Source organism: Vibrio sp. 11986-1-5, from assembly GCF_963878025.1.
GTDB classification, from domain to species: domain Bacteria; phylum Pseudomonadota; class Gammaproteobacteria; order Enterobacterales; family Vibrionaceae; genus Vibrio; species Vibrio injensis.
On sequence record NZ_CAWNVW010000011.1, the window covers coordinates 161762 to 183263 of the forward strand.

22 protein-coding genes are annotated in these 21502 nt (G+C 44.4%); 20 read left to right on the forward strand and 2 right to left on the reverse strand.

All coding sequences use genetic code 11. From position 1 onward, the window contains the following. Window positions 1–192: 192 nt before the first annotated feature. The 18 genes from AACS00_RS03730 to flhB all read left to right on the forward strand — a co-directional run bounded on the left by AACS00_RS03730 (window position 193) and on the right by flhB (window position 17529). Complete coding sequence (locus AACS00_RS03730; protein ID WP_110166559.1) at window positions 193–1659, forward strand: sigma-54 dependent transcriptional regulator; 1467 nt, start codon at window positions 193–195, stop codon at window positions 1657–1659. Between the two features lie 121 nt (window positions 1660–1780). Further along, window positions 1781–2833 carry a sensor histidine kinase gene (locus AACS00_RS03735; protein ID WP_072669913.1) on the forward strand — a complete coding sequence of 351 codons (1053 nt, stop codon included), beginning with the start codon at window positions 1781–1783 and terminating at the stop codon, window positions 2831–2833. 2 nt (window positions 2834–2835) lie between these two features. Beyond that, a complete protein-coding gene (locus AACS00_RS03740; protein ID WP_072669912.1) occupies window positions 2836–4245 on the forward strand; it encodes a sigma-54-dependent transcriptional regulator in 1410 nt (469 codons plus the stop codon). A gap of 75 nt (window positions 4246–4320) precedes the next feature. Beyond that, window positions 4321–4632: a flagellar hook-basal body complex protein FliE gene (fliE, locus tag AACS00_RS03745; RefSeq protein ID WP_072669911.1), complete on the forward strand. Its 312-nt coding sequence runs from the start codon at window positions 4321–4323 to the stop codon at window positions 4630–4632. Window positions 4633–4648: 16 nt separating this feature from the next. After that, window positions 4649–6391: a flagellar basal-body MS-ring/collar protein FliF gene (gene fliF / locus AACS00_RS03750; RefSeq protein WP_072669910.1), complete on the forward strand. Its 1743-nt coding sequence runs from the start codon at window positions 4649–4651 to the stop codon at window positions 6389–6391. After that, window positions 6384–7427 carry a flagellar motor switch protein FliG gene (fliG, locus tag AACS00_RS03755; protein WP_072669909.1) on the forward strand — a complete coding sequence of 348 codons (1044 nt, stop codon included), beginning with the start codon at window positions 6384–6386 and terminating at the stop codon, window positions 7425–7427. The genes fliF and fliG overlap by 8 nt, the downstream gene beginning before the upstream one ends. A gap of 85 nt (window positions 7428–7512) precedes the next feature. Beyond that, the gene (gene fliH / locus AACS00_RS03760) at window positions 7513–8316 is read left to right on the forward strand and encodes a flagellar assembly protein FliH (protein ID WP_110166560.1); all 804 of its coding nucleotides are present in this window, start codon (window positions 7513–7515) and stop codon (window positions 8314–8316) included. Then, window positions 8316–9638, forward strand: coding sequence for a flagellar protein export ATPase FliI (gene fliI, locus AACS00_RS03765; protein WP_110166561.1), 1323 nt, complete (start codon window positions 8316–8318; stop codon window positions 9636–9638). Before fliH ends, fliI begins: the two co-directional genes overlap by 1 nt. A gap of 7 nt (window positions 9639–9645) precedes the next feature. Continuing rightward, window positions 9646–10092 (forward strand): flagellar export protein FliJ, encoded by a 447-nt coding sequence (fliJ, locus tag AACS00_RS03770; protein WP_110166562.1) that lies wholly within the window; start codon window positions 9646–9648, stop codon window positions 10090–10092. A gap of 190 nt (window positions 10093–10282) precedes the next feature. Continuing rightward, complete coding sequence (locus tag AACS00_RS03775) at window positions 10283–12022, forward strand: flagellar hook-length control protein FliK (protein WP_110166563.1); 1740 nt, start codon at window positions 10283–10285, stop codon at window positions 12020–12022. Window positions 12023–12058: 36 nt separating this feature from the next. After that, on the forward strand, window positions 12059–12556 hold the full coding sequence (gene fliL, locus AACS00_RS03780; protein WP_072669904.1) for a flagellar basal body-associated protein FliL: 498 nt from the start codon (window positions 12059–12061) through the stop codon (window positions 12554–12556). Window positions 12557–12564: 8 nt separating this feature from the next. Continuing rightward, window positions 12565–13614, forward strand: coding sequence for a flagellar motor switch protein FliM (fliM, locus tag AACS00_RS03785; protein ID WP_072669903.1), 1050 nt, complete (start codon window positions 12565–12567; stop codon window positions 13612–13614). Between the two features lie 21 nt (window positions 13615–13635). Further along, entirely contained in the window at window positions 13636–14046 is a 411-nt protein-coding gene (fliN, locus tag AACS00_RS03790) for a flagellar motor switch protein FliN (RefSeq protein WP_004394768.1), read from the forward strand. 3 nt (window positions 14047–14049) lie between these two features. Continuing rightward, the gene (fliO, locus tag AACS00_RS03795) at window positions 14050–14427 is read left to right on the forward strand and encodes a flagellar biosynthetic protein FliO (protein ID WP_110166564.1); all 378 of its coding nucleotides are present in this window, start codon (window positions 14050–14052) and stop codon (window positions 14425–14427) included. 43 nt (window positions 14428–14470) lie between these two features. Then, on the forward strand, window positions 14471–15316 hold the full coding sequence (fliP, locus tag AACS00_RS03800) for a flagellar type III secretion system pore protein FliP (protein ID WP_372447542.1): 846 nt from the start codon (window positions 14471–14473) through the stop codon (window positions 15314–15316). Between the two features lie 12 nt (window positions 15317–15328). Continuing rightward, the gene (gene fliQ / locus AACS00_RS03805) at window positions 15329–15598 is read left to right on the forward strand and encodes a flagellar biosynthesis protein FliQ (RefSeq protein ID WP_072669900.1); all 270 of its coding nucleotides are present in this window, start codon (window positions 15329–15331) and stop codon (window positions 15596–15598) included. An 8-nt stretch (window positions 15599–15606) separates the two neighbouring features. Further along, window positions 15607–16389 carry a flagellar biosynthetic protein FliR gene (gene fliR / locus AACS00_RS03810; RefSeq protein WP_072669899.1) on the forward strand — a complete coding sequence of 261 codons (783 nt, stop codon included), beginning with the start codon at window positions 15607–15609 and terminating at the stop codon, window positions 16387–16389. A gap of 9 nt (window positions 16390–16398) precedes the next feature. Next, window positions 16399–17529: a flagellar biosynthesis protein FlhB gene (gene flhB, locus AACS00_RS03815; protein WP_110166565.1), complete on the forward strand. Its 1131-nt coding sequence runs from the start codon at window positions 16399–16401 to the stop codon at window positions 17527–17529. Between the two features lie 42 nt (window positions 17530–17571). Here the strand turns inward: flhB and smrB are convergent, their stop codons facing one another. Further along, the gene (gene smrB, locus AACS00_RS03820; protein ID WP_072669897.1) at window positions 17572–18126 is read right to left on the reverse strand and encodes an endonuclease SmrB; all 555 of its coding nucleotides are present in this window, start codon (window positions 18124–18126) and stop codon (window positions 17572–17574) included. A gap of 62 nt (window positions 18127–18188) precedes the next feature. Here smrB and prmB point away from each other — a divergent pair, with 62 nt between their 5' ends. Continuing rightward, window positions 18189–19121, forward strand: a complete 933-nt coding sequence (prmB, locus tag AACS00_RS03825; RefSeq protein WP_110166566.1) for a 50S ribosomal protein L3 N(5)-glutamine methyltransferase — start codon at window positions 18189–18191, stop codon at window positions 19119–19121. A gap of 382 nt (window positions 19122–19503) precedes the next feature. Continuing rightward, window positions 19504–20589: a chorismate synthase gene (gene aroC / locus AACS00_RS03830; protein WP_110166567.1), complete on the forward strand. Its 1086-nt coding sequence runs from the start codon at window positions 19504–19506 to the stop codon at window positions 20587–20589. 89 nt (window positions 20590–20678) lie between these two features. On the opposite strand, the gene AACS00_RS03835 is transcribed toward aroC, so the two are convergent. Next, window positions 20679–21305, reverse strand: a complete 627-nt coding sequence (locus tag AACS00_RS03835) for a trimeric intracellular cation channel family protein (protein ID WP_072669894.1) — start codon at window positions 21303–21305, stop codon at window positions 20679–20681. Window positions 21306–21502: the final 197 nt, after the last annotated feature.

Below are 21502 nucleotides of genomic sequence, written 5' to 3' on the forward strand. Positions count from 1 at the left end.
ATGCTTGGTTGCCTTATTTTTTTAATTAAATAGAATAGAAGCCACTAACTAGCCAAGTGGCTTTTTTTGTTGCTGAATTTCACACGTTGTCTATTGTTTACTACTGTTGACTGTACAATTTAGTCAAAAGGAGTAAATGATTGGTAATGGTGCAACCACAACGTCCCTAAATTAAGGCAAATATTCTCACCTATGCAAGGTTTAGCAAAACTACTTGTCATCGAAGACGATCCTGAAATTCGTCAAAGTTTTCGTACAATATTAGAATTTGTCGGGGAGCAATGTGAGGTTATTGACTCTTCTCAAGCTCGGTTGATTGATTGGTCAACTTCATGGGCGGGATGTATTTTAGGCTCGATTAGCGCTCCTTTGTTATCAGATGAGCTGACACAAGCGTTGAGTCAAGCTAACCATATACCGTTACTTGTGGCAAACCAACACCATTTTTCTGTTGAATATTTCCCCCAATTTATTGGTGAATTAGAGTTTCCACTTAACTACCCACAACTCAGCGATGCGTTGCGTCATTGTAAAGAATTCTTAGGCCGTAAAGGCATAGCACTATCAGCACCTTCACGAAATAATGCTTTATTTCGTAGTTTAGTCGGGCAGAGTCTTGGTATTCAAGATGTCCGTCACTTGATTGAGCAAGTGGCAAATACGGAAGCGAATGTGTTGATCTTAGGTGAATCCGGTACCGGTAAAGAGGTGGTTGCGCGCAATATTCATTACCATTCCTCGCGCCGTAAAGGTCCTTTTGTGCCGATTAACTGCGGAGCCATTCCTGCTGAATTATTAGAGAGCGAACTGTTTGGTCATGAAAAGGGATCGTTTACTGGGGCGATCACCTCACGTAAAGGACGTTTTGAGCTCGCTGAAGGCGGAACCTTATTCCTCGATGAAATAGGTGATATGCCAACGAATATGCAGGTTAAGTTATTGCGAGTATTGCAAGAGCGATGCTTTGAGCGAGTAGGAGGCAATTCAACTATTAAAGCGGATGTGAGAATTATTGCAGCGACTCATCGCGATTTGGACAGCATGATCACTGAACAACGTTTTCGAGAAGATCTGTATTACCGTTTAAACGTTTTTCCTATTGAGATGCCAGCCTTAAAGGATCGTAAAGAGGATATTCCTTTGTTACTGCAAGAGCTGATGACTCGTATGGAAGCCGAAGGCGGCTCACCAATTTGTTTTACCCCTCGAGCGATCAATTCATTGATGGAGCATGATTGGCCAGGTAATGTTCGTGAATTAGCGAATTTGGTTGAACGAATGGTGATTTTGTACCCTAATAGTTTGGTCGATGTGAATCATTTACCAACGAAATACCGCTACAGTGATATACCAGAGTTTCAGCCTGAACCGTGTCGTTTTAGCTCCGTTGAAGAGCAAGAGCGTGACGTATTAGAAGATATTTTTTCAGAAAACTTTACCTTCGAATCTCATAATGATCTCAATGGTCATTTTGATGCAGCAAAGTCATTACCACCGGAGGGGGTGAATTTGAAAGAGCTGCTTGCTGATCTTGAAGTAAGTCTAATTAATCAAGCGCTTGATGCCCACAGTGGAATTGTTGCTCGTGCAGCAGATATGTTAGGCATGCGTCGTACGACATTGGTTGAGAAAATGCGTAAGTATAATATGCAACGCTAAAGCGAGTTTTTGGCGTGGTCAATAAATTGACTATCGTTAATGCATTGAAATTATTGAATAATAGTCTGGCTTGCATTTTGCATTTCAGACTATTGTTGTATATTAAGGCAAGATTTCGACGATGAATGATCCCGTACACAAACAACAGTCACATTTAGACTCTTTAGAAGATCAGGTTGAGCGTTATAAACAAGTGCTCGATGTGATGCCTGCGGGGGTGATTTTATTGGATACTCAAGGGATTGTGCGTGAAGCGAACCCTGAGGCACAACGCTTATTACAAGTTCCGTTACTTGGCGAAAAATGGTATAGCGTGATTCAAGTAGCTTTTGCTCCCCGTGAGGATGACGGTCATGAAATCTCGTTACGTAATGGTCGAAAAGTTCGTTTAGCCATTTCTGCGTCAACCACTGGTCAACTTATCCTGATCACCGATTTAACTGAAACTCGCTTATTACAATCTCGAATTGGTGATTTACAGCGTTTATCGTCTTTGGGACGGATGGTCGCATCGTTAGCCCATCAAGTGAGAACGCCATTATCGAGTGCCATGCTCTATGCTTCTAATTTAGCTGCAGCGAATTTACCGAGTGCTACTCGCGAACGATTCCAATCTAAACTGATTGATCGATTACACGATTTAGAAAAGCAAGTAAACGACATGCTGCTGTTTGCCAAGGGTGGCGATAATCGAGTCATCCAACCCTTTTCTGTGGCTGAATTGGTGGCAGAGTTCTCACCTATGATTGAAACGGCGTTAAAAAATAATCAAATCGATTATGATTTACAGGTTGAGCAAGAAGATACCGTACTATTAGGTAATGCCAACGCATTGGCTTCTGCTATCAGTAATTTAGTCATGAATGCCATTCAGATTATTGGTAAAGGGGCACAAATTGATGTTTTCTTTCGTGTCGTTAATGATGAGTTGAAAATATCAGTACAAGATAACGGGCCTGGTATCGCGCCTGAGCTGCACCATAAAATTATGGAGCCTTTTTTTACAACTCGTTCACAAGGTACAGGGCTTGGACTGGCCGTGGTGCAAATGGTCTGCCGTGCTCATGATGGACGACTAGAATTGCTGTCGCAGCTCGGTGAAGGCGCTTGTTTCACTCTGTGTCTTCCGATTGAACGTCAATCCCCTTCACCTCAACCAGATAATGGAGAATGATCATGGCGCAAAGTAAAGTCTTAATCGTTGAAGATGATGAGGGACTCCGTGAAGCCTTAGTGGACACTTTGGCCTTAGCCGGATATGAATGGTTAGAAGCTGATTGTGCTGAGGATGCTCTCATTAAACTGAAAACACATCCGGTTGATATCGTCGTCTCTGATGTGCAGATGGCCGGAATGGGTGGATTAGCACTGCTGCGCAATATTAAACAGCACTGGCCAAATGTTCCGGTGCTATTAATGACGGCCTACGCCAATATTGAAGATGCGGTAGCAGCGATGAAAGAAGGGGCAATCGACTACATGGCGAAGCCCTTTGCTCCCGAAGTGCTGCTTAATATGGTCAGTCGCTATGCACCAGTAAAGTCCGATGATGACGGTGATGCCGTGGTGGCGGATGAAAAAAGCATAAAATTACTGGCACTCGCAGAAAAAGTAGCGAGAACCGACGCTAACGTGATGGTCCTTGGCCCAAGTGGTTCAGGCAAAGAAGTGATGTCGCGTTATATCCATAATGCTTCTCCGCGTAAAGATGGGCCGTTTATTGCCATTAACTGCGCTGCTATTCCTGATAATATGTTGGAAGCAACGTTATTTGGTTATGAAAAAGGGGCGTTTACTGGAGCAGTGCAAGCCTGCCCCGGTAAATTTGAACAAGCTCAAGGTGGAACCATCTTATTGGATGAAATCAGTGAGATGGATTTGAATCTACAGGCTAAATTGCTTAGGGTCCTCCAAGAGCGAGAAGTTGAGAGGCTGGGCAGTCGGAAAAGTATTCAACTCGATGTACGAGTTCTTGCCACCAGTAACCGAGATTTAAAAAACTACGTGAAAGAAAATAAATTTCGCGAAGACTTATATTATCGTTTGAATGTGTTTCCAATCACTTGGCCAGCATTATGTGAGCGAAAAGGCGATATTGCACCGTTGGCGACTCATCTTGTCGAGCGCCATTGTAAAAAACTCGGTTTACCAGTGCCGACGATTTCCTCTGCTGCAATGGAAAAGCTTCATCAATACACATGGCCAGGTAATGTCCGTGAACTGGATAATGTGATTCAGCGAGCGTTAATTTTAAGTGAGCAGGCAGATATTACTCAACAGCATATTCTGCTCGAGGGACTTGATTGGCAAGATGCGTCAGGTTTACAACAGTTGGTCGAGCAAGATGAGATTTCCAGCCCACAAATTAAGCCTGTTGCGCAAAGTTTACCGAGTAATCCGACTCCATCGAGTCCTGTCGGATTGGGTGATGAGTTACGGGACCAAGAGTTTACCATTATTATGGAAACGTTAGTTGAATGTCATGGTCGACGTAAAGAGATGGCGGAGAAGTTGGGTATTAGCCCGCGAACATTACGTTATAAACTAGCGAAAATGCGTGATGCAGGGATTGATATTCCTGGGTAAATTGACGTGGCATATTAATTGCTCATTTACTCAATATGAATGAAATAGTCAAAGAATTGGCATTGAGAGGCTGTGATGAGATTAGATGGCTTAAACAACGAGATGCAAGCAATGATGGCGGAAGCGGCTAATGCTCGTCCGGCGGCAACTGGACAAAAAGTTGGCGCTGATTTTAGCCAAATGCTGACTCAAGCCATCAATACGGTTAATGGGTTACAACAATCATCAAGTCACCTACAGACACGCTTTGATCGCGGAGATGAAGGTGTGTCTTTATCTGATGTGATGATTGCTCGTAATAAATCGAGTGTGGCGTTTGAAGCGACCATTCAGGTACGTAATAAGCTCGTTGATGCGTACAAAGAGCTGATGAACATGCCAGTATAACCATAGGATGTAAACTGTGGCTGAAGACAAACAAACAACCGATCTGGCAATATCTTCTGGTGGAGAGCAGGCGCTTTCGACCTCAATGAGCTTAGATGATGGCTTGCAGAATCCTGATTTAGAAGAAAAAAGTACTTCTAAGCTTGATTTTGCCATGGGCGATTTAGATCTCTTACGCCAAATTGTGCTTGTTCTATCTATCTCTATTTGTGTCTCATTAATCGTGATGTTGTTTTTCTGGGTTAAAGAGCCGGAAATGCGTCCGTTGGGTGCTTTTGAAACTGAAGAGCTGATCCCCGTCTTGGATTATCTCGATCAGCAAAAACAGAACTATCGATTAGATGGCAATACGATTTTAGTACCCAGCAAAGATTTCAATAGTATTCGACTCAATATGGTTCGTTCAGGGTTGAATCAAACTCGTCATGCAGGCGATGATATTTTATTACAAGACATGGGGTTTGGCGTATCGCAGCGTCTTGAACAAGAAAGACTAAAACTCAGTCGTGAGCGGCAATTAGCCAAAGCGATTGAAGAGATGCGTCAAGTCAACCGTGCTCGAGTCTTACTTGCTTTACCGCAACAAAGCGTCTTTGTACGTCACAATCAAGAAGCTTCTGCCTCAGTATCATTAACTCTACGCACAGGGATGAACTTAAAACAAGAAGAGGTTGACTCGATTGTTGATATGGTTGCCAGTGCAGTTCCTGGTATGCGCCCGACTCGGGTGACGGTGACCGACCAACACGGACGCCTACTCAGCTCAGGTTCACAAGACCCAATCGCAACGGCTCGCCGCAAAGAGCAAGAGCTTGAGCGTCGCCAAGAAGAAAATTTACGTAATAAAATTGATTCGGTCTTAATCCCTATTTTAGGCTTAGGCAATTATACCGCCCAAGTTGATATCGAGTTGGATTTCAGTGCGATTGAGCAAACGCGTAAAGTATTTGACCCCAATACTCCAGCCACGCGCAGTGAATACACCTTAGAAGACTATAATAACGGTAATGTGGTGGCGGGAATTCCTGGCGCGTTGAGTAACCAGCCTCCTGCTGATGCCTCCATTCCACAAGATATTGCCCAAATGAAGGATGGCTCTATTTTAGGACGAGGCTCTGTCCATCGTGAAGCCACACGCAATTTTGAGCTCGACACGACGATCAGCCATGAGCGGCGTCAAACGGGTGTGATTAATCGCCAGACGGTAGCGGTAGCGATCAAAAATCGTGCAGTAGTTAATCCAGATACTGGGCAAGTGACTTATCAACCATTAAGCGAGAATGAAATCAGTGCGATTCGAACTCTATTGATTGGTACTGTTGGCTTTAATGAAAGTCGTGGTGATTTGCTTAAAGTGCTCAGCATGCAGTTTGCCGAGCCAGAGAGTGATGCGCTGATTGATATCCCTATTTGGGAAAACCCACACTTTAATGATTGGGTTCGTTGGTTAGCCAGTGCACTGGTCATCATCGTGATTGTTTTGGTCTTGGTTCGCCCTGCGATGAAGAAACTGCTTAATCCAGCGGTTGATGATGAGGATCAATTGTATGGACCTGATGGTTTACCCATTGGGGCTGATGGTGAAACCAGCCTAATTGGCAGTGATATTGAAGGGGGAGATCTCTTCGAGTTTGGCTCGGGGATTGATTTGCCTAATCTGCATAAGGATGAGGATGTGCTCAAAGCAGTACGTGCTCTTGTGGCTAACGAGCCTGAACTTGCGGCTCAAGTAGTGAAGAATTGGATGCAAAATGCCTAACGAGATAGTCAAAAAAGACGGTTCTGAACAGGGAATTGATATTTCAACCATTCCTGGTGAAGAGCGCGCTGCTATTTTATTGCTGAGCCTCAATGAAGATGATGCGGCTGGAATTATTCGTCACTTAGAACCTAAGCAAGTTCAGCGAGTGGGTAGTGCGATGGCCAAGGCGAAAGATCTTAGTCAAGATAAAGTTAGCGCTGTGCATCGTGCATTTCTGGAAGACATTCAGAAATACACCAATATTGGTATGGGCAGTGAAGACTTTATGCGTAATGCGCTAATCGCAGCGTTGGGTGAAGATAAAGCGAATAACTTGGTCGATCAGATTCTCTTAGGCACGGGTTCGAAAGGATTAGATTCACTTAAATGGATGGATCCAAGACAAGTAGCGACGATTATTGTCAATGAGCACCCACAAATTCAAACTATCGTCCTGTCTTACCTTGAACCGGATCAATCAGCCGAAATTCTGGCTCAATTTTCTGAGCGAGATCGACTCCAATTATTAATGCGTATTGCTCATCTTGAAGAAGTGCAACCATCAGCTTTAGCTGAGCTGAATGAAATTATGGAGAAGCAGTTTGCTGGTCAGGCTGGTGCACAAGCGGCAAAAATTGGTGGCTTGAAAGCGGCGGCCGATATTATGAACTATTTGGATAACAGCATTGAAAGTATCGCTATGGAGCAAATGCGTGAACTCGATGAAGATCTTGCGACGCAGATTGAAGACTTGATGTTCGTGTTTGAAAACTTAGTTGAAGTGGATGATCAAGGTATCCAAAAACTACTCAGAGATGTGCCACAGGATGTATTGCTGAAAGCGCTCAAAGGTGCAGATGAAACATTGCGAGATAAAATCTTCAAGAACATGTCTAAGCGTGCGGCTGAACTGATGAAAGATGATTTGGAAGCGATGGCACCGATCAAAGTATCCGATGTTGAAGCGGCACAGAAAGAAATCTTGGCGATTGCTCGTAAAATGGCAGACAGTGGTGAGTTAATGCTGTCTGGTGGCGCTGACGAATTCTTGTGATTAATTGGACGGTTGTTGACGACTTCTGTCCTCAATGTCTTTCTTAATGAACTAGCGGTCTTTTTAGTTCGCGATAGGATGCTTCATGACTGGACAAAGAAAGCGCGGTTTTATCCGTTTAGGCTCGGATGGTAATACTGAGTCACCCAAAAAGTGGGGATTACCCGATTATGGTGCGGAGCTGGGAAAGAAAGCCAAAGAAACGGCAATGAATTATGATCCCGCTTGGATGCCAAGTTTTGATGATCCTGAACCAGAGGTTCCTCAAACTTTAACCGATGAAGAAATTGAGTCAATCAAGCGCTCCGCGTATCAAGAAGGAATTGAGCAAGGCAAAGCGGAAGGTTATCAACAAGGATTTGAGTTGGGTAAACAGGGTGGTTTTGAGGTTGGTCACCAAGAAGGATTACAAACCGGTAAGCTCGAAGGGCTCGAAGCTGGCCAGCAGGCCATTCAAGAGCAAGTGAATGTTTTGATTGAATTGGCGGATCAGTTTGCCCAACCGTTACAATTAATGAACGCACAAGTTGAAAAACAGCTCGTCGACATGGTATTGACCTTAGTCAAAGAAGTGGTACATGTAGAAGTGCAAACCAATCCGCAAGTCATTTTAGATACAGTCAAAGAATCGGTCGAAGCGCTTCCTATTGCTGGGCATGCTATTCACTTAAAACTCCATCCTGAAGATCATGAATTGGTTAAAAATGCCTATGGTGAGTCTGAGTTAAGTTCACGCCAATGGACACTCAGTAGTGAACCCGCCTTAAATCGTGGTGATGTACAAATTGAAGCTGGTGAGTCGAGTGTCAGTTACCGTATGGAAGAACGCATTCGTAGCGTATTACAACGTTTTTGCGGTACTAATCGTCATCAAGTAGGACACGAGTAATGCTGTCATTGGCCGAGCGATTAGCGCAGTACAAAACACAAGGTTTAACAACGAGACCGGTTGCATCAGGTAAGCTTGTACGTGTGGTTGGGCTTACTCTAGAGGCGACGGGGTGCCGAGCACCAATTGGTAGTTTATGTAAAGTCGACACCATGTCTGGTCAAATGGAAGCGGAAGTGGTTGGGTTTTCTGGTGACAGTCTGTTTTTGATGCCCAGTGAGCAGGTGAGTGGTATTTTGCCGGGAGCAAAAGTAACACCTTTGACGGAAGAGGCGGGTTTGGCCGTCGGCATGGAGTTGCTAGGTCGAGTGATTGACGGGGTCGGTAACCCTTTGGACGGACTTGGGCCTATCTATACGGATCAACAAGCAACGTTCAATGCCCAACCGATAAATCCGTTATTACGTAAGCCAATTTCTGAGCCGTTAGATGTTGGCATTAAAGCGATCAACGGCCTATTAACGGTTGGTAAAGGGCAGCGTATCGGTCTATTTGCTGGCTCAGGCGTTGGTAAATCCGTCACCTTAGGGATGATGACTCGCGGCACGACTGCACAAGTGGTCGTCGTGGGATTAATTGGTGAACGTGGTCGAGAAGTAAAAGAATTTATTGAGGAAATACTCGGTGTGGACGGTCGTCAACGTGCGGTTGTGGTCGCAGCACCCGCAGACTCCTCACCATTGATGCGACTAAAAGGCTGTCAAACCGCACTGGCTATTGCTGAATATTTTCGCGATCAAGGATTGGATGTTCTGTTATTGATGGACTCCTTAACTCGCTTTGCTCAAGCACAACGGGAAATCGCCTTATCGGTAGGCGAGCCTCCGGCGACTAAAGGCTATCCACCCTCGGTCTTTGCTAAATTACCGGCATTGGTTGAACGAGCAGGTAATGGCGGTCCGAACCAAGGCTCTATTACCGCTTTTTTTACCGTATTAACGGAAGGCGATGATTTACAAGATCCGATTGCAGACGCGTCGCGCGCCATTTTGGATGGTCATATTGTTCTCTCAAGAGAAATGGCTGATGCTGGCCATTATCCAGCGATTGACGTTGAGAAATCCGTCAGTCGGGTAATGCCACAGATCACGACGGATGAGCATATGCTTATGTCTCGAGCGGTAAGACAAATTTTATCGATTTGCCGTAAAAATCAAGATCTAGTCTCGATTGGTGCTTATAAGCCTGGCACCGATAAGGCGATTGATAGCGCATTTACTCTCAAACCAAGGTTGGATCAATATCTTCAGCAAGAAATGAAAGAATCGGTGCCTTATGATATGTGTATTGGCATGTTAAAAAATGTCTTGAGCATGGAGTAGTCTTGCGATGGACAATGCGTTGGAATTTTTATTAGAGCAAGCCAAGGAGAAAGAAAACCAAGCGGTAATGGTATTGAGCAAGGCTCGCAATGAGCTTGAAGGCTACTATCAGCAATTGAAGCAAATTGAGCAGTATCGACTTGAATACTGTCAACAGCTTGTTGAGCGTGGGCAAGCGGGATTGTCCGCCAGTCAATATGGTCATTTAAACCGATTTCTTACTCAGCTCGATGAAACGTTAGCCAAACAACGCGGCGCGGAAAACCATTTTAAGCAGCAAGTTGAGAATAGTCAGCAACATTGGTTGCATATTCGACAGCAACGTCGTTCATATGAATGGTTAATTGACAAAAAACGCACAGAGCAGCGACGTATTCAAGAACGGAAAGAACAAAAGCAAATGGATGAGTTTTCGACGCTCAATTTTAATCGTCAACGGAATATGCCTAAGTAATCGTCAAGTTATTATCTGTACTTACATGACCTTGATGTTGAAGTCCTTCATCTCACTCGTTGCAGTGAATATATTTAATCATGGCGTAGTTTTTGCATTTATTTAGACTCAGAGTCCGATCATCTCATGCTACACACGATAATTATCGCGCGTAGTTTTATGATCCAGTATCAATGCGAGCGATGTGCCTATGAATATTAATTCAACTTCTTCCGTCGATAATACCTCCATCGCCAATCTGGCGAAAGGCTCCGCTGGGCAGAGTAGCCAAGATTCAGCTAATGCTGAGCCAAGTAGCTTTCTTGATAAGTTAACTTCGCTGCTGTTCAGCGCAAAAGGGGATACTCAAGTAACTAAGCACGATGAAGCCTCAATGCTAATGGTGGCCTCAAGTGATGGAGCTCATTCTGAAGTTGAACTTACGCCGTCAGAATACACAGACGCACCACATGGTTTATCTGAATCTGAACCGTCCCCTTCATTAGACGCTTCTGTTGATGCTGCTCTTGTACGAGCAAGCACTGAACCTCATTCTGAATTGTTTCCAGAAAACAAAAGCGCACAAGTGATGAATGAAGGTGATGATCTATTGGTACGTTTGCAGCAAGCGAATCAGACGCTGACTGGACATAACGGCAAGCCTTTGCCTCATCGTCAGTTCACCGAGTATGATGATACTGAGACCGCAATTCCGATAGCGGCTGAGCGCCACTCTCACTCCGATAATGGGACATTGCCAGTTGAAACTCAGGCCATGTACGGCGCGACAACTCAAGACCATCGTTATCAATATGATGATAAAGGGCAACTGAAAAACACAGCGATATCTAATGAATCCGATGATCTTGATGCTTATTTGGCGTCGTTCACGGTGACTCCAGAACACGCTATGGTGCCTACTCCGCTAGCGCCTGCCCAGTCTTCCACAGATAGTGAGATAATAGATGGTGAGGCGGGTGAACTAGTATTATCGACAGATGATATTGATGTCGAGCCTAGTTTAAGTGCTCAAGCGACTTATCTTTCAGCGAATCAAGGTGTTCACGCCTCTCCAAGATCAATGGATAGTGATCTGGCAAAAGTGGAGGATAATACTGACTCGCAAGATGGAGCACGTAGCAAAAAAGCGGTTGCTGTTGGGGTTTCTGCCGCATTAGCTGGTGCATCTTCTCTCGGCACTTCTCAACCAGCGTCTTCTTCTGCAAGTGTAGCGATGAATAATGCGGCTTCTCGGGAAGCTGAAGTAAATGCTGCTATTACCACGAATCGTGTGGCCGCTCAAACTTTGACTCAACCTACATTATTAGAGGGACAAGGCGTTAACGCGGCTTTAGCGAGTTCAACCTTGCTTGCTGGAGCGACAGTAAAAGCACGTTCAGCGAGTGACGGCGATGAGCATTCTTTAGCTCAACAAATTGCTGCGACGGCAACCCAGTCAGGAGTGAATGGTTCAACACCGCTGCGTCATGAAGCAACACCGATTCAAGCTCAAACTCTTCCTTTGATGCTTAACAAAGGGTTGGTTGCTGACGAAATGGCCGAACGAGTCCAGATGATGATGTCGAAGAATTTAAAAAATATTGATATCCGGTTGGATCCGCCAGAGTTAGGCCGCTTGCATATCCGTATGAATATGCACGCCGATGGTGCTAACATTCAATTTACGGTCACCAATGTTCAAGCGCGAGATGCTTTGGAAGGAGCGATGCCGCGTTTAAGGGAAATGTTAGCCCAACAAGGTGTGCAATTAGCCGATACGTCAGTACAGCAGCAGAGTTCTGGTCAGCAGCAAGGTTATGCGGCTGAGCGTGGTTCGGCGGGGCATTTAGGTGATGATGACCCACTATTCGATGATGAAAATATTGATGCTAACGTCAAACTTGATTTGAATGTAACAACAAAGCGTGATGGAATCAGTTATTACGCTTAAACTAATAAAAATAAACAGAACCACGTAGAGGATGTTATGGCTGCTGATGAAAATTCACAAGATGCACCGAAAAGTAAAAAGAAACTGCTGATCATTATCATTGCGGCGGCTGTCTTGCTATTAGGTGGCGGCGGTGCAGCGTTCTTTTTAATGAGCTCCGGCAGTGATCAGCAAAGTTCTGATACAGCGAACCGTCGAGCCGCTCCTAGCGTTGCTCCGGTTTCTTACGTTAACATTGCTCAGCCGTTTGTATTTAATGTCAGCGGTGATACGCGAGGGCGAATGGTTCAAGTCAAAGTCCAATTGATGGTTCGTGGAACCAATAATGAAAACTTGGCGCGTTTTCACTCTCCTTTAGTGGAAAGCACCTTGTTAGCGACTTTTGCTTCAGCGACAGTTGAACAATTACGTACTCCATCGGGACGCGTTGAACTGCGCGATAAAGCGACGGAAGATATTAAAGCCGCCATGACACAAGTGGTGGGGGAACCCGTGATTGAACGAGTTCTGTTTACCGATTTTGTAATGCAGTAGGTGAGTCAGTGACCGATTTACTAAGCCAAGACGAAATTGATGCGCTCCTTCATGGCGTTGATGGGGTTGATGACGAAGAAGAAAATTTAGACTCGTCGACAGCCTCTTCATTTGATTTTTCATCACAAGATCGCATCGTCCGTGGACGAATGCCGACGCTTGAGCTGATTAATGAACGCTTTGCTCGGCATATGCGGATTAGTTTGTTCAATATGCTGCGTAAGACTGCCGAAGTGTCGATTAACGGCGTACAAATGATGAAGTTTGGTGAATACCAAAATACGTTGTATGTTCCGACTAGCTTGAACATGGTTCGTTTTCGTCCGTTAAAAGGAACGGCGTTAGTAACGATGGAAGCGCGACTGGTTTTTATTCTGGTTGAAAACTTTTTTGGTGGTGATGGTCGTTATCATGCACGTATTGAAGGTCGGGAATTTACACCGACCGAGCGTCGGGTTATCCAACTATTGTTGAAAATTGTCTTTGCCGATTATAAAGAGGCATGGTCACCAGTTATGGGCGTTGAGTTTGAATACTTAGATTCGGAAGTCAACCCGAGTATGGCAAATATTGTCAGCCCAACTGAAGTGATCGTTGTCTGTTCATTCCATATTGAAGTGGATGGCGGAGGTGGTGATTTCCATATGGTTATGCCGTATTCGATGGTTGAGCCAATTCGAGAATTGCTCGATGCGGGGGTTCAATCGGATAAAATGGAAACCGATGTTCGCTGGAGCTCAGCACTGCGCGATGAAATTATGGATGTACCGATTAACTTTCGAGTTAACTTACTAGAACAAGACATTGCGCTGCGTGATTTAATGGACCTACAGGTTGGCGATATTATCCCAATAAAAATGCCAGAGCATGCGACGATGTTTGTCGAAGAGCTACCCACTTATCGCGTTAAGATGGGGCGCTCTGGTGATAAGCTCGCGGTGCAAATTTCACAAAAAATCAAACGTCCTGAAGCAATGAAAACCGATTTGGCCTTTTTAGGTAAAGATATTATTGCTGAACTAGAAAATGACGAATTAGCCGATGAAGAACAATCTTAAGCGTAAAAATAGGTAGCAAAGATGTCAAAATCAGATGATCAAAAGCTGGCAGATGAATGGGCGGCGGCATTGGGCGAAGATCCGAATGCTCCCGATGTTGATGTCGATGAAATACTGGCTGCTCCATTAGATGAACTAAAAGACACTTCACCGCCGATCACCGAAGATGAGCGGAGAAAGTTAGATACTATCATGGATATTCCTGTGACCATTTCGATGGAAGTAGGGCGATCTAAAATTAGCATTCGTAACTTATTGCAATTAAACCAAGGTTCCGTCGTTGAATTGGATAGAATTGCTGGAGAGTCACTCGATGTCATGGTCAATGGAACGTTAATCGCTCATGGTGAAGTCGTTGTGGTCAATGATAAGTTCGGGATCCGCCTGACGGATGTTATTAGTCAAACTGAACGGATTAAGAAGCTGAGATAGCGGATGAAAAAAACTTTAGGGCTCGTTTTACTCAGTTGCCCAGCTTTTGCCGCTCCCAGCAGTTCGTTGGATATAGCGACCACTTTAGGGTCGCTTTTATTCGTACTGGGCTTTATTCTATTTTTAGCTTGGTTACTTAAACGGATGAAAGTCCCAGTTTTTGGTCAGCAAAAGGGATTTCAGATCATTCGTCAACTTCCGGTTGGAACCAAAGAACGAATCATGATAGTCCAAGCAGGGGAGGAGCAGTTTTTGATTGGGGTGACCAGTCATTCGATTCAATTGATTGCTAAGTTAGACTCGCCATTAACTCAAGAGGCGCAGGAAGCAACGCCTTTTGCCAATCAATTGACGCAACTGCTAAAAAAACATGAGAAATAATCACCAATATTACCGTCTCACCCGTGTATTCTGTAAAGCAATGATGCTGCTCAGTTTACTTATTTGGGCTTTTTCGTCTCCACTTTATGCTCAGCAAGAGCTCGCCACCACGATTCCCCCGACTGCCGCTGGTGCACAAGGTGTTACCGTCTCAGCGATGGAGAGGGAGCAAGCGGGTTCAAGGAGTTTAGCCTTATCCAGTCGTAGTGGCGGCGGTGGGATTCCCGCATTCACGATGACAACTAACGCGGATGGCGGTGAAGACTACTCGATTAATCTACAAATTCTCGCTCTAATGACCATGCTGGGCTTTTTGCCAGCGATGGTTATTTTAATGACATCATTTACGCGAATTGTTGTGGTAATGTCGATTTTGCGTCAGGCCATGGGCTTACAGCAAACCCCTTCGAACCAAGTCATTATTGGTATCGCGATTTTTTTGACATTTTTCATTATGTCGCCAGTGCTCAATCAGATTAATGAACAAGCGGTACAGCCTTATCTTAATGAACAGATCAGTGCTCGGCAGGCATTCGACTTAGCTCAAGACCCCATGAAGTCTTTTATGCTTAAACAAACGCGACTCAAAGATTTAGAGACGTTCGTGAACATTGCTGGTTCGAATGCGCAAAATCCGGAAGATGTATCGATGGCGATCCTCATTCCTGCGTTTATTACTTCTGAATTGAAAACGGCATTCCAAATTGGTTTTATGTTGTTTTTGCCTTTTCTTATTATTGATTTAGTGGTTGCTTCGGTATTGATGGCGATGGGTATGATGATGTTGTCCCCGATGATCGTTTCTTTACCCTTTAAGCTGATGCTGTTTGTTTTGGTGGATGGTTGGAACTTAATTTTATCCACCTTGGCGGGCAGTTTTGCTTTATAGCGGGAGAGAAAAATGACACCAGAGCTGTTTGTTGAGTTATTTCGTGAAGCCTTATGGTTAGTGTTGATCATGGTTTGCGCGATCATTGTACCAAGCCTAATGATTGGCTTAGTTGTGGCTGTATTTCAAGCCGCAACTTCAATCAACGAACAGACATTAAGCTTTTTACCGCGTCTGATTGTGACTTTATTGGCATTAATGATGTTTGCTCATTGGATGACTCAAATGCTGATGGAATTCTTTTTCGCCATGGTTGAGCGCTTGCCACAAGTCTTATTTTAGGAGCTGTGATGGAATACCCAACCAGTGTCGTCCTAGATTTTATTGCTCATTACTTTTGGCCCTTTACACGCATTTCAGCCATGTTGATGGTCATGACCGTCACTGGTGCGCGATTTGTGTCGCCGCGTATTCGCCTTTATCTTGGTTTGGCTATCACACTGGCCGTCATGCCTGCCATCCCGGTGATTAGCGATGATTTGCAACTGCTTTCTTTTCAAGGTTTTTTAACCACCTTAGAACAAATCATCATTGGCGTTGCCATGGGAATGGTGACGCAATTTTTAATTCAAACCTTTGTTATCCTGGGGCAAATACTTGGTATGCAAGCCAGTTTAGGTTTTGCTTCGATGGTCGATCCTGCGAATGGACAGAATACGCCGCTGTTAGGTCAATTGTTTATGTTTTTGGCGACCATGTTTTTTTTGGCGACCGATGGCCATTTAACTATGATTCAGCTAGTGGTGTTAAGTTTCACCAGTTTACCGATTGGCGCTGGATCGCTGACTAATGTTGATTATTATGAGCTGTCTCAATGGCTGGGTATTATGTTTAAAATGGCGTTGAGCATGTCACTTTCGGGGATCATTGCGTTATTAACCGTTAACCTCTCCTTTGGGGTAATGACTCGGGCTGCTCCACAATTGAATATCTTTTCATTAGGTTTTGCCTTTGCCCTTTTAGTCGGCTTACTGATCTGTGGCTATATTGTTAGTGGTCTATTTGCTCATTATGATCTGTTTTGGGCAGAGGGTGAGCAGCAGATGTGTCGTTTGATCCGCTTGAACTGTTAGGAGACGCTCATGGCAGAGTCTGATGGACAAGAAAGAACCGAAGAGGCCACCCCTAGGCGCTTGCAACAAGCCAAAGAAAAAGGGCAAGTTGCAAGGTCGAAAGAGTTAGCTTCGGTATCGGTATTAATCATTGGTTCAGTCGCCTTAATGTGGTTTGGCGAAATGTTGGCCAGTCGTTTGTATACCACCATGGGACGATTGTTTTCGCTAAGCCGTGAAGAAATTTTCGACAGTAGTAAACTGTTCGATATTATTGCTGGTACGCTTACCCACTTAATTTTGCCACTGATCCTCATCCTTATTACTTTATTTGTTGCTGCGCTGATCGGGGCAGCTGGTGTTGGCGGGGTAAGTTTTTCTGCTGAAGCGGCGAGGCCTAAGCTGTCTAAGATCAGTCCGTTGAGTGGCTTTAAACGTATGTTTGGTATGCAGAGCTTAGTTGAGCTTTTCAAATCGATACTCAAAGTACTCTTAGTCGCGGGAGTGGCCTTCTATCTGATTGATGCCTCGAAAAATGATCTTTTCCAACTCAGTATGGATGTTTACCCACAAAATATTTTTCATGCTTTGGAAATTCTGCTTAATTTTATTTTGTTGATCAGTTGCTCGCTACTGGTCGTGGTCGCGATTGATGTGCCTTTTCAGATTTGGCAACACGCTGAAAAACTGAAAATGACCAAGCAAGAAATTAAAGATGAATACAAAGATACGGAAGGTAAGCCTGAAGTTAAAGGTCGGATTCGTATGTTGCAGCGTGAAGCAGCACAACGCAGAATGATGGCCGATGTTCCTCAAGCGGATGTGATTATCACCAACCCCGAACACTTTTCAGTGGCATTACGTTATAAACAAGGAACGGATAAAGCGCCGATTGTTGTGGCCAAAGGGGGGGATTTTCTGGCTCTTAAAATTCGTGAAATCGCCCGTGAACATGAGATCATGATTGTTGCCGCTCCCCCTTTAGCTCGAGCCATCTACTACACCACGGAGTTAGAGCAAGAAATTCCTGATGGTTTATTTATTGCAGTTGCTCAGGTATTGGCTTACGTCTTCCAAATTAAGCAGTACCGCCGTAAAGGGGGACAGCGGCCTGTACTGAAAACGCAAGATCTTCCTATACCACCGGATATGCGTTATTAGTGCATAGCACGTCAGATTAGGTTCTACTCCTGAGGCCGCGTATTACTTGTCCGGAATCGATAATAAGAGCAATAGGGCTCCATTACCCCCAAATTCTAATGGCGCTTGATGAAAAGCAAGGACATCAGGATGTTGAGCAAGCCAAAGCGGCACTTTCTGTTTTAGGATATGTTTACCTATCCCATGTTGTACGCAAGCACAGTGGACATTGTCTTTTAGGCAATAGGCAATCATTGCACCCAATTCTCGTTTGGCTTCCTGTTGAGTCATACCATGCATATCGAGAAACACCTCGGGTGAATAGACACCACGGCGCAGCTTTTTGACCTCATATTTAGAGATATCACTACGCGCATAACGGGTTGGTCCTTCATCACTGAGTAAAGGCACAAACTCATCGGAAAAATAAAAATGAGTATCGCTGGCTTCCCGTGAGTGTCGGCGAATTTCTTTTTGCTTGGGGTTTCTGTTTGGTGGCTGGGTTATGGTATCCTGAGGCAACTTTTTTACGCCTTTTACTGCCTCGTGAAACAGAGCAAAATCATCATTCGCATCGAGATCATCAGGGTGACTGATGTCGGTGTTTTTTTTGTTCATGAAGGTTAAATAATCAGTTATTTTCGGTATTGGCAGTATTGTAGCGCTTTTCGGAGGCAATTTTGGATAAGATTTTTGTAGATGAGGCGGTTTCTGAACTGCATACCCTTCAGGACATGATCCGTTGGACGGTGAGCCGTTTTAATGCGGCACAGTTATTTTATGGTCACGGAACCGATAATGCGTGGGATGAAGCTGTTCAGTTAATTTTACCGACTCTCTACTTACCGATTGATGTACCGCCCCATGTACTGAATTCGCGTTTGACGGGCAGTGAGCGTTTACGTGTGGTGGAGCGGGTCATTAAACGGATTAATGAGCGTACGCCTATTGCTTATTTAACCAATAAAGCGTGGTTCTGTGGTCTGGAGTTTTTTGTTGATGAGCGAGTGTTAGTGCCTCGTTCGCCAATTGGTGAATTGATCCAAGCTCAGTTTGCACCTTGGTTACTTGATGAACCGACTCGGATTATGGACTTATGTACCGGGAGTGGTTGTATTGCGATTGCTTGTGCTTACGCTTTCCCTGAAGCTGAAGTAGATGCGATTGATATCTCTGCTGATGCTTTGCAGGTTGCTGAACAAAATATTCAAGATCACGGTTTAGAGCAACAAGTGTTCCCCATTCGTTCAGATTTATTTCGCGATTTACCGAAAGAGCAATACGATATTATTGTTACTAATCCACCTTATGTCGATCAAGAAGATATGAACAGCTTGCCGGATGAGTTTAAGCATGAGCCAGAATTAGGGCTTGCGGCAGGTACCGATGGTTTAAAATTGGCACGACGTATTTTGGCTAATGCGCCTCATTATTTAACGGATAATGGAATTTTAGTTTGTGAAGTGGGTAACTCAATGATTCACTTGGTTGATCAATACCCTAATATTCCGTTCACTTGGTTAGAATTTGAAAATGGTGGCCATGGCGTCTTCTTACTCACTAAGCAGCAGTTGCTTGATTGTGCAGAAGAATTCTCACTGTATCGTGACTAATTAAGTTTGGCATTAATCATAGTCATTGTGATGAATTATCCTATTTCTACGCCGACGTATTATGTTGGCGTTTTTTATGGGGGATTGATGGCTTTTTCTGTGTAATTGAGTACCCAGAAAATGGCTTGCTATGATATTCGCAAGTGAAGGAGTACGGCGCTTTTTCAGGAAAACGTAAGTCCGGACTTTACATCATTGGCTAATCAAGCGAGTATGATTTCATGATTAACGAAAGCTCCTTTCTCAATGAGATGCTCGCAAATTATTTGGAGTTGCAGGTCGTCAACAGCACTGCAGTTTTAAGTTACAAGGGTATAGGTGTGAATAAGGATGCTAATGGGTAAATCGTGATTTACTTATTGATGGGAAGTTTGAGGAACACATGGCAGGAAATAGTATTGGACAACATTTTCGAGTCACCACTTTTGGCGAAAGTCATGGTGTTGCATTAGGGTGTATTATTGATGGTTGCCCTCCAGGCCTAGAAATCAGTGCGGCTGATTTACAAGTGGATTTGGATCGTCGCAGACCGGGTACATCACGCTATACCACTCAGCGCCGTGAAGCGGATGAAGTGAAAATCCTTTCTGGTATTTTTGAAGGTAAAACGACGGGTACCTCGATCGGTTTATTGATTGAAAATACCGATCAGCGTTCGACCGATTATTCAGATATCAAAGATAAGTTTCGTCCCGGACATGCGGATTATACCTATCATCAAAAGTATGGTGTTCGTGACTATCGTGGTGGTGGTCGTTCATCGGCACGAGAGACGGCGATGCGTGTGGCGGCTGGTGGTATTGCGAAAAAATACCTACAACAAGAATTTGGTATTGAGATCCGTGCTTATCTTGCCCAAATGGGTGATATTGCTATTGAAAAAGTGGATTGGAATGAAATTGAAAACAATGCGTTCTTTTGTCCTGACGCTGACAAGGTCGATAAGTTTGATCAACTGATCCGTGATTTAAAAAAGCAGGGGGATTCGATTGGTGCCAAAATTCAAGTTGTGGCGACCAAAGTACCGGTAGGGTTAGGTGAACCGGTATTCGATCGACTTGATGCTGATATCGCTCACGCGCTGATGAGCATTAATGCGGTTAAAGGGGTAGAGATTGGTGATGGCTTTGATGTGGTGTGTCAGAAAGGCAGTGAGCATCGAGATCTACTTACTCCTGACGGTTTTGCAAGTAACCATGCTGGCGGCATTTTAGGCGGAATCTCTTCAGGGCAAGACATTGTTGCCAATATCGCCTTAAAGCCGACGTCGAGTATTACTGTCCCTGGACAAACGATTACCCGTCAAGGTGAGCCAACAGAGCTTATCACTAAAGGGCGACATGACCCTTGTGTGGGCATTCGTGCTGTGCCGATTGCTGAAGCGATGTTAGCGATTGTTTTGATGGATCATTTACTACGCCATCGTGGGCAAAACCAAGCAGTACAGACACAAACCCCTATATTATAATGCCTATCAACAGAGTATCAGCGCCCGCTATAAAGCGCTGATACTCTTGTTAATTGCTTTTGATCGTCGACATTTTTAGAGTATTACGATCAGTGCAGTGGTTTATCGGTTTCAACTAAATGGAATGATGGTAAGCGCCATTTAAAACGCACCGCGGCCATGCGCAGAAGATAGCCGACCACTAACGTTGCAATGGTATTGGTTGTCTCATTGATGCCAAGTTCTAATAAGGTGAGATAAAGCCCTGAGGCAATCAAGGCTACAGAAGCGTAAAGCTCGTCATGCAATACCAGTGGCGGTTGGCGGCAAATTAAATCGCGTAATAGTCCACCAAATACCCCAGTGACTAAAGCTGCAACCATACAGATCATCACGTGATGCCCCATTGCTAAGGCGACCTTAGTACCGATAATACTAAACACGATCAATCCTAACGCATCCAAGCGAATAAATAAGCCTTTGAGTTTAATTACCCAGCGATAAATCCCAGTGGTTAATACACCGGCTAGGCAAGTAATCGCTAGGTACTCAGGATTTTTTACCCAGCCAAGCGGATAGTGTCCGAGAAGAATATCACGCACGGTTCCGCCACCAATCGCTGTTGCGCTTGCCACTAGCATAACGCCAAACCAATCCATTTTCCGACGACCAGCGCTAAGAGCTCCGGTCATTGCTTCTGCTGTGATGCCAATAATGTATAGAACGCTAAGCAGCATAGTTCACCTTAATAATGTGTTGATTACTTGTGCCAGAAAAAGGCGCAAGTGTAGAGCGAATCGGTCATTTTGACGAATGAGTTTTTATAGGGGGAAAGGGAAAGCCAGATTACTTAATCTAATAATTTTCTTTGAACTCTTTACCCTTCGCGTAAAAATCGCCAGAATGCTGCCCATTGAACCATTGAGAGTAACTA

What these genes read in the sequence shown, in the direction of transcription:
- AACS00_RS03775 (WP_110166563.1), top strand. Translation starts at nt 10,283, where the DNA reads ATGAATATTAATTCAACTTCTTCCGTCGATAATACCTCCATCGCCAAT.
- flhB (WP_110166565.1), top strand. Translation starts at nt 16,399, where the DNA reads ATGGCAGAGTCTGATGGACAAGAAAGAACCGAAGAGGCCACCCCTAGG.
- fliI (WP_110166561.1), top strand. Translation starts at nt 8,316, where the DNA reads ATGCTGTCATTGGCCGAGCGATTAGCGCAGTACAAAACACAAGGTTTA.
- fliG (WP_072669909.1), top strand. Translation starts at nt 6,384, where the DNA reads ATGCCTAACGAGATAGTCAAAAAAGACGGTTCTGAACAGGGAATTGAT.
- fliH (WP_110166560.1), top strand. Translation starts at nt 7,513, where the DNA reads ATGACTGGACAAAGAAAGCGCGGTTTTATCCGTTTAGGCTCGGATGGT.
- aroC (WP_110166567.1), top strand. Translation starts at nt 19,504, where the DNA reads ATGGCAGGAAATAGTATTGGACAACATTTTCGAGTCACCACTTTTGGC.
- fliN (WP_004394768.1), top strand. Translation starts at nt 13,636, where the DNA reads ATGTCAAAATCAGATGATCAAAAGCTGGCAGATGAATGGGCGGCGGCA.
- fliO (WP_110166564.1), top strand. Translation starts at nt 14,050, where the DNA reads ATGAAAAAAACTTTAGGGCTCGTTTTACTCAGTTGCCCAGCTTTTGCC.
- AACS00_RS03735 (WP_072669913.1), top strand. Translation starts at nt 1,781, where the DNA reads ATGAATGATCCCGTACACAAACAACAGTCACATTTAGACTCTTTAGAA.
- AACS00_RS03835 (WP_072669894.1), bottom strand. Translation starts at nt 21,305, where the DNA reads ATGCTGCTTAGCGTTCTATACATTATTGGCATCACAGCAGAAGCAATG.
- smrB (WP_072669897.1), bottom strand. Translation starts at nt 18,126, where the DNA reads ATGAACAAAAAAAACACCGACATCAGTCACCCTGATGATCTCGATGCG.
- fliJ (WP_110166562.1), top strand. Translation starts at nt 9,646, where the DNA reads ATGGACAATGCGTTGGAATTTTTATTAGAGCAAGCCAAGGAGAAAGAA.
- fliP (WP_372447542.1), top strand. Translation starts at nt 14,471, where the DNA reads ATGCTGCTCAGTTTACTTATTTGGGCTTTTTCGTCTCCACTTTATGCT.
- AACS00_RS03730 (WP_110166559.1), top strand. Translation starts at nt 193, where the DNA reads ATGCAAGGTTTAGCAAAACTACTTGTCATCGAAGACGATCCTGAAATT.
- AACS00_RS03740 (WP_072669912.1), top strand. Translation starts at nt 2,836, where the DNA reads ATGGCGCAAAGTAAAGTCTTAATCGTTGAAGATGATGAGGGACTCCGT.
- fliQ (WP_072669900.1), top strand. Translation starts at nt 15,329, where the DNA reads ATGACACCAGAGCTGTTTGTTGAGTTATTTCGTGAAGCCTTATGGTTA.
- fliR (WP_072669899.1), top strand. Translation starts at nt 15,607, where the DNA reads ATGGAATACCCAACCAGTGTCGTCCTAGATTTTATTGCTCATTACTTT.
- fliE (WP_072669911.1), top strand. Translation starts at nt 4,321, where the DNA reads ATGAGATTAGATGGCTTAAACAACGAGATGCAAGCAATGATGGCGGAA.
- fliL (WP_072669904.1), top strand. Translation starts at nt 12,059, where the DNA reads ATGGCTGCTGATGAAAATTCACAAGATGCACCGAAAAGTAAAAAGAAA.